We start from the raw sequence: 13003 nt of genomic DNA, 5'->3' as shown, positions 1-13003 counted from the left end.
TTCGGGTGGGGCAGGTGAGTGCACCGGCCGTCATCGTTCGGCCAGCACCTCTCCGATGTATCGAGCAACAGCCGCGACCGACGCGATCGTTCCCGGGTAGTCCATGCGAGTGGGGCCGAGCACACCCATACCGCCCAGCACGTTGCCCGCCGAGCCGTAGCCGGTGGAGACCACCGAGGTGCCCCGCATCTCCGGGGCCATGGTCTCCTCGCCGATCCGGACGGTCACTCGGCCGGTGTCCTGGGTCGCCGCGATGAGCTTGAGCACCACGACCTGCTCCTCCAGCGCCTCGAGCACGGAGCGCAGCGACCCCGGGAACCCACTGAGCGCGGCGAAGTCGGCGGCGTTGCGCGTCAGGTTGGCGGTCCCCCCGAGCACGAGCCGCTCCTCCGGGTGTTCGACGAGCGTCTCGACCAGCACGGTCGACGAGCGCACCACGGCGTCGCGCAGATCCTCGGGCGCCGTCTCGGCGAGTTCGGCCACCGCGGCCGACGCCAGGGCGAGACGCTTGCCCTCCAGCGCGCCGCCGAGCAGCGACCGCAGACGCGAGAGGTCCTCGTCGTCGATGACGTCGCCGAGCTCGACGATGCGCTGATCGACGCGGCCGGAGTCGGTGATCAGCACCAGCAACAGTCGCGCCGGCGTCAGGGCCACCACCTCGAGATGGCGGACCGACGACGCGGACAGCGTCGGGTACTGCACGACGGCGACCTGACGGGTCAGCTGGGCGAGCAGGCGAACACCGCGCCGCAGCACGTCGTCCAGGTCGACGCCGGTGTCGAGGAACTGCAGGATCGCCCGTCGCTCCGCCGCGGAGAGCGGCTTGACGTCGGCGATGCGGTCGACGAACTGCCGGTAGCCCTTGTCGGTGGGGATACGACCCGAGCTGGTGTGCGGCTGCGTGATGTAGCCCTCGGCCTCCAGCACGGCCATGTCGTTGCGCACGGTCGCGCTGGACACTCCCAGGTTGTGTCGATCGACCAGTGCTTTCGATCCGATGGGCTCCTGCGTCGCGACATAGTCGGCGACCAGGGCACGCAGGACCTCGAAACGTCGATCCTCCGTACTCGACATCGCAACCCTCCTACGCTCGGGACCGGTGGCTGTGCGGGACCAGCCGATTCTAGTCGGCGACGCGCGGGTGCCCCATTCCGCTCGCCCGAGTCACTACTGTGACCGGTGTGATCTTCAAGGGAGTGCGCGACGGCAAGCCGTATCCGGAGCACGGTCTGTCGCTCCGCGACTGGTCCAAGATTCCGCCACGTCAGCTGCGCCTCGACGAGATCGTGACCACCACGAAGGTGCTCGAACTCGACCGTCTGCTGTCCGAGGACAGCACGTTCTACGGGGACCTGTTTCCCCATGCCGTGCACTACCACGGCGTCGTGTACCTCGAGGACGGCCTGCACCGGGCGGTGCGGGCTGCGCTGCGAAACCGTGTCGTCCTGCACGCGCGGGTGTTCGATTACGACGCGATCGGGGCCTGAAGTCGATAGGTTGTCCGTATGGACCCATGGACAGGCTGGCAGACCTTCTTCACAGACCTCTTCGCAGGCAGAGTCGATCTGATCGAACTGGTGACCTCGGCATTCGCCTACTTCTCCTGAGCGGCACTCACTCGAGAATGTCGCGCACGACCCCGTCGGCGAGCAACCGCCCACGGTCGGTGAGGACGTACCGATCGCCCAGACGGACGAGCAGTCCGTCGGACGCGATCGAGTCCGCACGGGCCACCTCGTCCGCCGACAGATCACCAGCGGCCATTCCCGCCCGCAGCCGCGCGGTCAACATGACACGTTCCATGTGTTGCTCGTCGCTCGTGAGAGATTCGCTGTCCGCGATCGGCAGCGCACCGTTCGCCAGCGTCTCCGCGTATCGCGCCGGATGCTTGACGTTCCAGAACCGCGTCCCGTTCACATGGCTGTGTGCGCCGGGACCGATGCCCCACCAGTCACCGCCGTCCCAGTACCCCAGGTTGTGCCGGCACTCCGCACCGTCGCCCCGCGCCCAGTTGGACACCTCGTACCACCCGAAGCCGGCCGCGCCGAGACGCGCGTCGATCCGCTCGTAGCGCGACGCCAGCACGTCGTCGTCCGGAGCCGGGAGCTCGCCCCGGCGCACCCGTCTCGCCAGGGCCGTCCCGTCCTCGACGATGAGCGCGTACGCGGACACGTGGTCGACACCGGCGTCGAGCACCGCCGTCAACGACGCGTCGAGGTCGTCGTCACTCTCTCCCGGCGTTCCGTAGATGAGGTCGAGGTTCACGTGGTCGAACCCGGCCGCCGCCGCTTCCCGTGCCGCGTCCCCGGCGCGTCCCGGGGTGTGGGTGCGGTCGAGGATCGCGAGCACGTGCGGTGCCGCCGACTGCATGCCCAACGACACACGTGTGTAGCCGGCCGCGCGGATTCCGTCGAAGAAGGCCGGCGACGTCGACTCGGGATTCGACTCCGTCGTCACCTCGGCATCGGCCGAGAACGTGAAGGACGAGCGCGCGGCACCGAGGAGATCGGCGAGGCCGTCGGCACCGAGCAGCGACGGCGTTCCGCCGCCCACGAACACGGTGTCGACGCTGGGCACGCTGCCCGACTCCCGCGCGAACGTCGCCGCGGCGAGGTCGAGCTCGCGGCGCACCCCGTCGAGCCAGGACTGCGGTGACGCCGACGTTCCGAGCTCCCCGGCGGTGTAGGTGTTGAAGTCGCAGTAACCGCAGCGCGTCGCGCAGAACGGCACATGGAGGTAGAGGCCGAACGGCGCGGCCGGACGATCGACGAACGACTCGGGTGCGAGCACACCGACAGCGGGAGGAGCGAGTGGAACGGGGATCACCGGACCAGTGTCCTCCTCCCTCCTCGTCGACGCCCTGGTCGGGGGAGGCACCCGCGTCGTGGCAGAATGGGGCTCATGACAGTCGTGGAGATCATGCTCGTGGCTCGGCGCCACGTCGATCTCGCACGCGTCTGCAGCTGTCTGAGGCCGCTCGTCTGACCCTCCCGCCAGCCCGCACACCCCCCGGCCGGTCAGGGACGAGGTGTGCGGACCAGCCCTCCGAGACACCCCTTCCTGTTCGGCGCCCGACCTTGGAGCGCCCATGACGAACACCCCCGACACCGCTGCGCCGCGCGCACGGTCGACCCGTCCCGCCAAGCGGAGGTCCGAGGGCCAGTGGGCACTCGGCTACCGGGAACCGCTCAACGCGAACGAACAGAGCAAGAAGGACGACAACCCGCTCAACGTCCGCGCGCGGATCGAGAACATCTACTCCAAGCAGGGTTTCGACAGCATCGACAAGGCCGATCTGCGCGGGCGCTTCCGCTGGTGGGGGCTCTACACCCAGCGCGAGCAGGGCTACGACGGCACCTTCACGGGCGACGAGAACATCGACCTGCTCGAAGCGAAGTACTTCATGATGCGCATCCGCTGCGATGCCGGCGCACTCAGCGCGTTGCAGTTGCGCACTCTGGGTGAGATCTCGCAGGAGTTCGGCCGCGACACCGCCGATCTGTCCGACCGGGAGAACGTGCAGTACCACTGGATCGAGGTGGAGAACGTCCCCGAGATCTGGCGCCGCATCGAGTCGGTCGGTCTGAAGACCACCGAGGCGTGCGGCGACTGCCCGCGCGTCGTGCTGGGCTCCCCGCTCGCCGGCGAGTCGCTCGACGAGGTCCTCGATCCCACGCCCGCCATCGACGAGATCGTCGAGCGCTTCATCGGCCGGCCGGAGTACTCGAACCTCCCCCGCAAGTTCAAGACCGCGATCTCCGGCCAGCAGGACGTGGTCCACGAGGTCAACGACATCGCCTTCATCGGGGTGAACCATCCCGAGCACGGTCCCGGCCTCGACGTCTGGGTCGGCGGCGGTCTGTCCACCAATCCCATGCTCGCGCAGCGGCTCGGGGTCTGGGTGCCGCTGCACGAGGTCGCCGACGTGTGGGAAGGCGTCGTCTCGATCTTCCGTGACTACGGGTACCGGCGTCTGCGCAACAAGGCGCGGCTGAAGTTCCTGGTCAAGGACTGGGGCGTGGAGAAGTTCCGGGAAGTGCTCGAGACCGAGTACCTGAAGCGGCCGCTTCTCGACGGCCCCGCCCCGGAGAAGCCGACCCGGCCCGTCGACCACGTCGGGGTCCAGAAGCTGAAGAACGGCCTCAACGCCGTCGGACTCGCCCCCATCGCGGGCCGCGTGTCCGGCACGATCCTGACGAAGGTCGCCGACGCGGCCGCGCGGGCAGGGTCGGATCGCATCCGGTTCACCCCGTACCAGAAGCTCATCGTCCTGGACATCTCCGACGAGAAGCTCGAGGACTTCATCGCCGAGATGGACGCGCTGGGTCTGCCGGCGCGGCCGTCCATCTGGCGCAAGAACCTGATGGCGTGCAGCGGCATCGAGTTCTGCAAGCTGTCCTTCGCCGAGACCCGCAAGCGTTCGCAGGTGCTCGTCCCCGAACTCGAGCAGCGGCTGGCCGACGTCAACGCGCAACTCGACGTCCCCATCACCGTGAACATCAACGGCTGCCCCAACTCGTGCGCTCGTTCACAGGTCGCCGACATCGGGTTCAAGGGCCAACTGGTGGACGACGGTGACGGCGGACAGGTGGAGGGCTTCCAGGTCCATCTCGGTGGAAGCCTCGGCTTCGACAGTGCCTTCGGCCGGAAGTTGCGCCAGCACAAGGTCACCAGCGCCGAGCTGGGCGACTACATCGACCGGGTCGTCCGCAACTTCGTCAAGCAGCGCGACGAGGGCGAGCGGTTCGCGCAGTGGGCCGTACGCGCCGACGACGCGGATCTGCAGTGAGCGAGCACGGGAATCGCGTGTCCCGCCCTCGCGTTGTCTCCTGGACCGTCCGCCCGCGAAAGGTTGTCTCATGAGCGTCGCCACCCATCGCCACCTGACCGAGTCCGAGCTCCGCGCCATCGCCGAGCGGGGTGCGCGGGAGATGGACGGCGCCTCGGCGGACGAGCTCATGCGCTGGACCGAGGACACCTTCGGCGACGACTACATCGTCGCGTCGAACATGCAGGACGGCGCGCTGGTCCATCTGGCCGCGCAGGTGCATCCGGGTGTCGACGTGCTCTTCCTGGAGACCGGCTACCACTTCGCCGAGACCATCGGTACTCGTGACGCCGTCGAGTCGGTCTACGGGGTCAACGTCATCGACGCGAAGACGACCGTGTCGGTGGCCGAGCAGGACAGGCTCGAGGGCAAGGATCTCTTCGCCCGCGATCCCGCACGCTGCTGCGCACTGCGCAAGGTCGTGCCGCTGAAGCGTGAGCTGGCGAACTACAGCGCCTGGGTCACCGGCATCCGCCGCGTCGAGGCACCCACGCGCGCCAACTCGCCGCTGATCTCCTTCGACGAGGCGTTCGGCCTGGTGAAGATCAACCCGATCGCGGCGTGGTCCGACGACGAGATGCAGTCCTACATCGACGAGCACGGCATCCTCGTGAACCCGCTCGTCGACGAGGGCTACCCGTCGATCGGGTGCGCACCGTGCACGGCCAAGCCCGCTCCCGGAGCGGACCCGCGCAGCGGTCGCTGGGCCGGCAGCACCAAGACCGAGTGCGGACTGCACTCGACCGAGGAAGGAACCCGATGACAGCCGCCACGAGCGTGGACGTCACCCACGTCGACGAGCTCCGGGCACTCGAGGCCGAGTCCGTGCACATCATCCGCGAGGTGGTGGCCGAGCTCGAACGACCCGTACTGCTGTTCTCGGCGGGCAAGGACTCCATCGTCCTGCTCCGCCTGGCGGAGAAGGCGTTCCGCCCCTCCCCCGTTCCCTTCCCGGTGATGCACGTCGACACCGGACACAACTTCCCCGAGGTCATCGAGTTCCGCGACCGACGACTCGAGGAGGGCGGCCATCGCCTCGTCGTCGCGTCCGTCCAGGAGTCGATCGACTCCGGTCGCGTCCGCGAGGTCGGCGGGTTCTCCGGCTCACGCAACCGTCTCCAGACCCGGACGTTGCTGGACGCGTTGGAGGAGAACAAGTTCGACGCCGCCTTCGGTGGTGCGCGGCGCGACGAGGAGCGTGCGCGCGCCAAGGAGCGTGTGCTGAGCTTCCGCGACGAGTTCGGCCAGTGGGATCCGCGGGCCCAACGCCCCGAGCCGTGGTCGCTGTACAACGGCCGCATCAAGCGCGGTGAGCAGGTCCGCGTGTTCCCGCTGAGCAACTGGACCGAGCTGGACATCTGGCGGTACATCGAGCTCGAGCAGCTCGAACTGCCGTCCATCTACTTCGCCCACGAGCGCGAGGTGTTCGAGCGCGACGGCATCCTGCTCGCCACCTCGGAGTTCACCTCCCCGACCGAGCACGAGACCGCTGCCGTCGAGATGGTGCGCTACCGCACGGTGGGCGACCTCACCATCACCGGCGCCGTGCGCTCGCACGCCACCGACATCGCCGGGGTGATCACGGAGATCTCCGCGGCCACCGTGTCCGAGCGCGGCGAGACCCGCGCCGACGACCGCACGTCCACAGCCGCGATGGAAGATCGCAAGCGCGAGGGGTACTTCTGATGACCATCACCAATCCGCTTCCGATGTCGGACGTTCCGGTGTCCCCGGCCCCCACCGCCCCGCGTCAGCTGCTGCGCATCGCCACGGCCGGCTCCGTCGACGACGGCAAGTCCACCCTCATCGGGCGGCTGCTGCACGACACGGACAGTCTTCCGCTCGATCACCTCGACGCCGTGACCGACGAGGAGGGCGTGGCCGACCTCGCCGCCCTGTCGGACGGTCTGCGTGCCGAGCGCGAGCAGGGCATCACCATCGATGTCGCCTACCGCTTCTTCTCCACGCCGAGTCGCAGCTACGTCCTCGCAGACACCCCGGGACACGAGCGCTACACGCGCAACATGTTCACGGGAGCCTCCAACGCGAACGTCGCCATCCTGCTCGTGGACGCCCGCGCCGGCGTGTTGCGGCAGACGCGTCGTCACGCCCGGATCGCGACGCTCGTGGGTGTCGACCGCCTGGTGGCGACCGTCAACAAGATGGACCTCATCGACTTCGACGAGTCCCGCTTCCGTGACGTCGAGCGCGAGCTCGCCGAGCTCGGTGCCCGCCTCGGCACGGAGATCCTGGTCATCCCGATCGCGGCGAAGCTGGGCGACAACGTCGTTCGGCCGTCCTCGACCATGCCCTGGTACACGGGCCCCACTCTGCTCGATCACCTCGAGAGCCTCGACCTGGTCGCTCCCGCACCGGTCGCCACGGAGCTGCGGTTGCCCGTGCAGTGGGTCTCTCGCCCCACCGACGGCGAACGCCGTCGGTACACCGGCCGGCTGTCCGCCGGCACCGTGCAGATCGGCGACTCGATCGTCGCGCTGCCGTCCGGATCGCGCAGTGTGGTCACGGCACTCGACACGCTGGACGACGCCCGCGACGTCGCCGTGGCTCCGCTCAGCGTCTCCGTCGAACTGGCCGACGACATCGACGTGGCACGCGGCGACGTCCTGGTCAGTGGCGAGCCCGACGCCCACCTGCCCACGCTCGCACGGGAATTCGATGCCACCGTGTGCTGGCTGGCGGAGGCACCTCTCGGTGTCGGCGACCGACTGGCGATCAAGCACACCACCACCACGGTGCGCGCGACGGTGCAGCGCATTCACTCGCGACTCGATCCGGAGACGCTCGACGAGCATCCCGGCTCGGAGAACCTGTCGCTCAACGACATCGCGCGGGTGACGCTGCGAACCAGTGCGGTGATCGTGACCGACGACTACGCGGACAACCGCGACTCCGGTGCGTTCATCCTGCTGGACGAGCACACGAACGACACCGTGGCCGCGGGCATCATCGAGGGGTCCCGCGCGGTGCTCGACCGCTCGGACACCCCGTCCTGGGTTCCGTCGTCGATCACCCGCGACGAGCGTGTCCGCCGTACCGGTCAGCACGGTGCGACGATCTGGCTCACCGGCCACCCGTCCTCGCACAAGGCCGCGGTCGCCGTCGCGCTCGAGGACGCACTGACCGCCTCCGGTCGCACCGCCTACATCGTCGGCGGTGACAACGTCCGCGGAGTCCTCGACATCGACGCCGCAGCCGGAACCCGCGCCGCGACGGTGCAACTCGCCCGGTTGGCCCGGTTGTTCGCGGATGCCGGAGTGGTCGCGATCGTGCCCATCTCGTCGTCGGACGGCGAGGATCTCGCTGCCGCGCGAGTCGAGATCGCTGCGGCCGGGATCCCGGTCACCGATCATCACGTCGATGCCGACGACACCGCGACGCCGGCCGAGGTCGCGGCAGCCGTGCTGCGCGCCCTGGAGAAGTAGCCTCCGTCGAAGGGGTTGCGCCCTGATCGTGGACTCCAGCCACCGGTAACCGGGGGCAAGTGTCCAGGATCAGGGTCGTCGGGGGTTGCTGCACGGTGTGTGCACACGAGTTGTAGCGAGCGCACACCCCCTACGGCAGGCCGCACCCTGTGTTCACTCGACACAAGTGGTGTCCACTCTGCCGCGGAGCCCTCACGCGGCAAGCACGGACGCTGCACGGTGTGTGCACACGCGTTGTGGCGAGCGCACACCCCCTACGGCATGCCGCACCCTGTGTTCACTCGACACAAGTGATGTGCGCTCGGCCGCGGAGCACTCACGTTGCGCGACGCACGTCCCCGCGTCGGGGATGCGCGTGCATCAGCCGGGGATCACCGGCACGCGCGTGGCACGCACGTACACGGTCTCCCCGCTCTGCAGCCCCAGCGCCTCGTTGTCGCCGCGGGTGATCTGCGCGAAGAACAGCTCGTTGGTGGCGCCGTTGCGCAGCTCCACCCGCACCTCGAAGCCCAGGTGCACGACACGCTCGACGGTCGCCCGCAACACCCCTGCGTTCTCGGCCGTGCCGGTCTGCTGCGCGTTCGCGAGATCCGGTGTGCGGCCGACCCGGATGTCGTGCGGACGGACCAGCTGGCCGTTGAGCCGCGACACCTCGCCGAGGAAGGACATGACGAAATCGTTCGCCGGGGTGTCGTAGAGATCGCGAGGAGCGCCCACCTGCTCGATCCGGCCCTTGTTCATGACCGCGATCCGGTCGGCGACGTCCAGCGCCTCCTGCTGATCGTGCGTGACGAGCACCGTGGTGACGTGCACCTCGTCGTGCAGTCGACGGAGCCACGTGCGGAGATCGGCCCGCACCTTGGCGTCCAGGGCACCGAACGGCTCGTCGAGCAGCAACACCCGCGGGTCCACGGCGAGCGCGCGGGCCAGGGCCATGCGCTGACGCTGGCCACCGGACAGTTGCGCCGGGAAGCGCGTCTGGAATCCCGAGAGACCGACGATGTCGAGCAGCTGATCGACGCGCTCGTCGATCTCGGCCTTGGGCCGCTTGCGGATCTCGAGCCCGAAGGCGACGTTCTTGCGCACGGTGAGGTGCTTGAACGCGGCGTAGTGCTGGAAGACGAATCCGATGTCGCGCTTCTGCGGACTGACGGTCGTGACGTCGTCGCCGGCGATGACCACCACGCCGGAGTCCAGCTCCTCGAGTCCGGCGATCGACCGCAACAGTGTCGACTTTCCCGACCCGCTGGGCCCCAGCAGCGCCGTCAACGATCCGGACGGGATGTCGAGGGACACGTCGTCGAGGGCCGCGAAGTCGCCGTAGTTCTTCCGCGCTCCCCGGACGGAGATCTCGATGCCGCCCGTGCGCTTCTCTGTCGTCGTGGTCGTCGTCGTCACGGTGCTCATTCCTTGGTTCGCTTGCGGTCCAGAACCGTCATCAGCAACAACACGATGACGGCGACGACCATGAGAAGTGTCGAGGCGGCGTACGCGCCCGGTTGGTTGAAGTCCTCGTACCTGGCGTTCACCAGCAGCGTCAGCGTCTGCGAGATGCCCGGCAGGTTGGTGGAGACGATGATGACGGCACCGAACTCGCCGAGCGCGCGGGCGACCGTCAGGACGACGCCGTACGTCAGCCCCCAGCGGATGGCGGGAAGTGTGATGCGCCAGAAGGTCTGCCACGACGTCGCGCCCAACGTGGCCGCGGCCTCCTCCTGTTCCTGTCCGATCTCGTGCAGCACCGGTTCCACCTCGCGCACCACGAACGGCAGCGTGACGAAGATGGTGGCCAGTACCATGCCGGGCAGCGCGAAGATGATCGTGATGCCCCACTCGGCGAGGAAGCCGAACCAGCCGCCGGCACCCCACAGCAGGATGAGCGCGACACCCACGATGACCGGGGACACCGCGAACGGGAGATCGACGACCGCCTGGACGAGACCCTTGCCACGGAAGTTGCCGCGCGCGAGAGCCAGGGCCGTGACGACGCCGAACACCACGTTCAGCGGCACGACGATCGCAACGATGATCAGCGACAACTGCAACGCCGACTGTGCGGCCGGTGTGGTGATGAGCTGGAAGAACGAGACGATGCCGTTCTCGAACGTGCGGTACAGGATCGCACCCAGCGGGAACACCACCAGCACGGCCAGATAGAGCAGCGCGACCGTACGGAGGCTCAGTCGAGTTCCAGTGGACAGCTTCACTTCTGCTCCTCCCGCCGGGCGAGGCGGCTACCGGAGATGCGCAGCACGAACAGCACCACGAAGGCGATGAGCAACAGCACCACCGAGATCGCGGCCGCGTCGACGGGCTGATCGGTCTCGATCTGCTCGCGGATGAGCTGCGACGCGATCTGCGTCTCGCCGGGAATGTTGCCACCGATGAGGACGACGGATCCGAACTCGCCGAGTGCCCGCGAGAACGCCAGTCCGGCACCCGAGAGGATCGACGGCAGCAGCACCGGCAGCACGACCCGCCGGAAGATCACCAGATTGCTCGCACCGAGCGAGGCGGCCGCTTCCTCCACTTCCCGGTCGAGCTCGATGAGGACCGGCTGCACCGCGCGGACGACGAACGGAAGCGTGACGAAGGCGAGGGCGAGCACGACACCGGCCTTGGTGGCGTTCAACGTGATGCCCACCGGACTCATCGGTCCGTACAGCGACAGGAGCACCAGGCTCGCGACGATGGTGGGCAGGGCGAACGGCAGGTCGATCAGGGCGTTGACGACGGACTTGCCCGGGAAGTCGTCTCGCACCAACACCCATGCGATGACGGTGCCCATCACCACGTTGATCAGCGCCGCCACCACCGAGACCTGCACCGTCACGCGCAGAGTGGCCAGCGCCCGCGGATCGGTGACCGCGTCCCAGAACTCGGCGGGTCCGTCGGACAGGGAGCGACTCAGCACGGCCGCCAGGGGCAGCAGGACGATGACTGAGAGCCACAGGACGACGGTGCCGAGCGTGAGCGACCCCCCGGGAAGATGGGAGGCCGGCCGGCGACGGGCGGGAAGGCCGGAGGCCGGCCGGCGACGGGCGGGAAGGCCGGAGGCCGGCCGGCGAGGGAGGAACTTTCGCCGACCGGCGACCTCTGTCGTCATGGTCAGCTCGATGCCTTGTAGATCGCGTTGATGGCACCGTTCTCGCCGAACAGGTCACTGTCCACCGCAGCCCAGCCACCGAGGTCGTCGATGGTGTACAGCTTCTGCGGCGTCGGGAACTTGTCGGTGTAGTCGGCGGCGACTGCGGGGTCGACGGGACGGAAACCGCTGTCGGCCCAGATCTTCTGGCCGTCCGCGGTGTAGAGGTAGTCGTTCAACGCGTTGGCCTGCTCGAGATTCGCGCTGGAGTTGACGACCGCGACGGGGTTGTCGATGCGGAAGGTCTGGTCCGGAACGATGTGCTCCACCGGCTGACCCTGCCCCTCGAGCAACAGCGCCTCGTTCTCGTAGCTGAGCAGGACGTCGCCCTGGCCCTGGAGGAACGCCTCGGACGCGGAGCGGCCGGAGTCGGGCTGCACCGGGAAGTGCTTCACCAGTTCGGTGACGTAGTCCAGGCCGGCCTGGCGATCCTGGCCGCCGTTGCTCACGGAGGCGTAGGGCGCCAACAAGTTCCACTTCGCCGAGCCGGAGCTGAGCGGGCTGGGGCTGATGACCTGCACGTCGGGGCGGATCAGGTCCTCCCACGTGCGAATGTTCTTCGGGTTGCCCGGTCGCGTCACGATGGACACCACGGAGCCGAACGGCACGCCACCGTAGGCGTTCTGGTTCCAGGCCTCGTCGACCTTGCCGGCCTTCACCAGTCGGGTGACGTCGGGCTCGACCGAGAAGTTGACGATGTCGGCCGGTGCGCCGTCGGCGACCTTGCGCGACTGGTTGCCCGAGGCGCCGTAGTCGGCGTTGATGGTGACGTTGTCACCGTTCTCGGTGGAGGCGAACGCGGCGCCGATGGCATCCCACCCGTTCTTGGGCACGGCGTACCCGACGAGGGTGAGCGACGGACCGGACGTGGACGCGGCGGTCTCCCCGACGGTGTCGGAGGACCCGGTGGAGCACGCGGTCAGGGTGAGGGCAGCCGCGACGGCGGCGGCGGACAGCAGGCGGACACGACGTGATGGGAACACGGTGGACCTCTCGAGGAGTGCGGCACACGCGAGCGCGCGGCGGCACGGACATGAACAGCGGTGATGGACGGAACTGACGAGCGGAACGCGCCGGAATCGGTGAGGGCGCGCCGTGTGGGGTCAGCGACAGTCGACGTCAGCGACCGCGAGCATGCCGACAGCGATCAGCGCCAGTTCATGGCGGATCGGGTGCGGGGCTGCGTCGGACACAGCCGAGAATTTAGCAGAAAGTCGGAGAGAGCCTGCTACCGAGTCAACAGCCACGCGACGATCACCAGCACGATCAGCGCGATGAGGGCCAGGGTCACACGGGAGCGGGGCACGGTGTCACTTCTCTCGGGGGTCGGAGTTGCCGGTGGTCACGGCTGCGGGATCCCGGTCGGCGGGCGTCCGGCGGAAGTAGCGCCGCCTGGCATCGAAGAGCGCAGACAACACGATGTCGACGACGTACGCGGTGAGTGCCGCTGCCGGCACGACCACCAGCAGGACGACGGCGACCTGGGGCACGAACGGTAACCCGGCGATCCAGAGTTCGACTCCGTCCCACCACGTGGCCACTGCGTTCACACCTCACGACAGTAGTCCCTCGCTCTCCGCGGTGGAC

The 13003-nt window shown here is 68.4% G+C and carries 13 protein-coding genes; 5 read left to right on the top strand and 8 right to left on the bottom strand.

All coding sequences use genetic code 11. The features are described 5' to 3' along the window. Positions 1-30 precede the first annotated feature (30 nt). Positions 31-1074: a heat-inducible transcriptional repressor HrcA gene (gene hrcA, locus BR07_RS0112390; protein ID WP_027505716.1), complete on the bottom strand. Its 1044-nt coding sequence runs from the start codon at positions 1072-1074 to the stop codon at positions 31-33. A 107-nt stretch (positions 1075-1181) separates the two neighbouring features. Here hrcA and BR07_RS0112385 point away from each other — a divergent pair, with 107 nt between their 5' ends. Further along, on the top strand, positions 1182-1487 hold the full coding sequence (locus BR07_RS0112385) for a type II toxin-antitoxin system VapB family antitoxin (RefSeq protein ID WP_027505715.1): 306 nt from the start codon (positions 1182-1184) through the stop codon (positions 1485-1487). A 127-nt stretch (positions 1488-1614) separates the two neighbouring features. Here the strand turns inward: BR07_RS0112385 and hemW are convergent, their stop codons facing one another. Then, positions 1615-2790 (bottom strand): radical SAM family heme chaperone HemW, encoded by a 1176-nt coding sequence (gene hemW / locus BR07_RS24395; protein WP_051613387.1) that lies wholly within the window; start codon positions 2788-2790, stop codon positions 1615-1617. 298 nt (positions 2791-3088) lie between these two features. On the opposite strand from hemW, the gene BR07_RS0112365 reads away from it, so the two are divergent. The 4 genes from BR07_RS0112365 to BR07_RS24390 all read left to right on the top strand — a co-directional run bounded on the left by BR07_RS0112365 (position 3089) and on the right by BR07_RS24390 (position 8271). Beyond that, positions 3089-4789, top strand: a complete 1701-nt coding sequence (locus BR07_RS0112365) for a nitrite/sulfite reductase (protein ID WP_027505714.1) — start codon at positions 3089-3091, stop codon at positions 4787-4789. A 70-nt stretch (positions 4790-4859) separates the two neighbouring features. After that, positions 4860-5591, top strand: coding sequence for a phosphoadenylyl-sulfate reductase (locus BR07_RS0112360; RefSeq protein WP_027505713.1), 732 nt, complete (start codon positions 4860-4862; stop codon positions 5589-5591). Beyond that, on the top strand, positions 5588-6514 hold the full coding sequence (cysD, locus tag BR07_RS0112355; RefSeq protein ID WP_027505712.1) for a sulfate adenylyltransferase subunit CysD: 927 nt from the start codon (positions 5588-5590) through the stop codon (positions 6512-6514). The genes BR07_RS0112360 and cysD overlap by 4 nt, the downstream gene beginning before the upstream one ends. A gap of 23 nt (positions 6515-6537) precedes the next feature. Further along, positions 6538-8271: a GTP-binding protein gene (locus tag BR07_RS24390; RefSeq protein WP_231476331.1), complete on the top strand. Its 1734-nt coding sequence runs from the start codon at positions 6538-6540 to the stop codon at positions 8269-8271. A gap of 360 nt (positions 8272-8631) precedes the next feature. Here the strand turns inward: BR07_RS24390 and BR07_RS0112345 are convergent, their stop codons facing one another. From BR07_RS0112345 to BR07_RS24385, 6 genes are all read right to left on the bottom strand, one after another. Beyond that, positions 8632-9678, bottom strand: a complete 1047-nt coding sequence (locus BR07_RS0112345; protein WP_051613350.1) for a sulfate/molybdate ABC transporter ATP-binding protein — start codon at positions 9676-9678, stop codon at positions 8632-8634. Continuing rightward, positions 9675-10478 carry a sulfate ABC transporter permease subunit CysW gene (gene cysW, locus BR07_RS0112340; RefSeq protein ID WP_027505710.1) on the bottom strand — a complete coding sequence of 268 codons (804 nt, stop codon included), beginning with the start codon at positions 10476-10478 and terminating at the stop codon, positions 9675-9677. Before cysW ends, BR07_RS0112345 begins: the two co-directional genes overlap by 4 nt. Next, positions 10475-11377 carry a sulfate ABC transporter permease subunit CysT gene (gene cysT / locus BR07_RS0112335; RefSeq protein ID WP_081821252.1) on the bottom strand — a complete coding sequence of 301 codons (903 nt, stop codon included), beginning with the start codon at positions 11375-11377 and terminating at the stop codon, positions 10475-10477. The genes cysW and cysT overlap by 4 nt, the downstream gene beginning before the upstream one ends. Before the next feature lie 2 nt (positions 11378-11379). After that, positions 11380-12399: a sulfate ABC transporter substrate-binding protein gene (locus BR07_RS0112330; RefSeq protein ID WP_027505708.1), complete on the bottom strand. Its 1020-nt coding sequence runs from the start codon at positions 12397-12399 to the stop codon at positions 11380-11382. Positions 12400-12519: 120 nt separating this feature from the next. Next, a complete protein-coding gene (locus BR07_RS27885) occupies positions 12520-12609 on the bottom strand; it encodes an Ms4533A family Cys-rich leader peptide (protein WP_321163718.1) in 90 nt (29 codons plus the stop codon). A 117-nt stretch (positions 12610-12726) separates the two neighbouring features. Then, positions 12727-12966: a hypothetical protein gene (locus BR07_RS24385; RefSeq protein WP_037185709.1), complete on the bottom strand. Its 240-nt coding sequence runs from the start codon at positions 12964-12966 to the stop codon at positions 12727-12729. Between the last annotated feature and the right edge of the window lie 37 nt (positions 12967-13003).

Origin of the sequence: Rhodococcus sp. UNC23MFCrub1.1 (assembly GCF_000686025.1) — a bacterium.
Classification (GTDB): Bacteria; Actinomycetota; Actinomycetes; order Mycobacteriales; family Mycobacteriaceae; genus Rhodococcoides.
The sequence above is the reverse complement of the archived record's forward strand: the minus strand, read 5'-3'. Positions and strand labels throughout refer to the sequence as shown.

What these genes read in the sequence shown, in the direction of transcription:
- BR07_RS24390 (WP_231476331.1), top strand. Translation starts at nt 6,538, where the DNA reads ATGTCGGACGTTCCGGTGTCCCCGGCCCCCACCGCCCCGCGTCAGCTG.
- cysD (WP_027505712.1), top strand. Translation starts at nt 5,588, where the DNA reads ATGACAGCCGCCACGAGCGTGGACGTCACCCACGTCGACGAGCTCCGG.
- hrcA (WP_027505716.1), bottom strand. Translation starts at nt 1,074, where the DNA reads ATGTCGAGTACGGAGGATCGACGTTTCGAGGTCCTGCGTGCCCTGGTC.
- BR07_RS0112365 (WP_027505714.1), top strand. Translation starts at nt 3,089, where the DNA reads ATGACGAACACCCCCGACACCGCTGCGCCGCGCGCACGGTCGACCCGT.
- BR07_RS0112360 (WP_027505713.1), top strand. Translation starts at nt 4,860, where the DNA reads ATGAGCGTCGCCACCCATCGCCACCTGACCGAGTCCGAGCTCCGCGCC.
- BR07_RS0112345 (WP_051613350.1), bottom strand. Translation starts at nt 9,678, where the DNA reads ATGAGCACCGTGACGACGACGACCACGACGACAGAGAAGCGCACGGGC.
- cysT (WP_081821252.1), bottom strand. Translation starts at nt 11,377, where the DNA reads ATGACGACAGAGGTCGCCGGTCGGCGAAAGTTCCTCCCTCGCCGGCCG.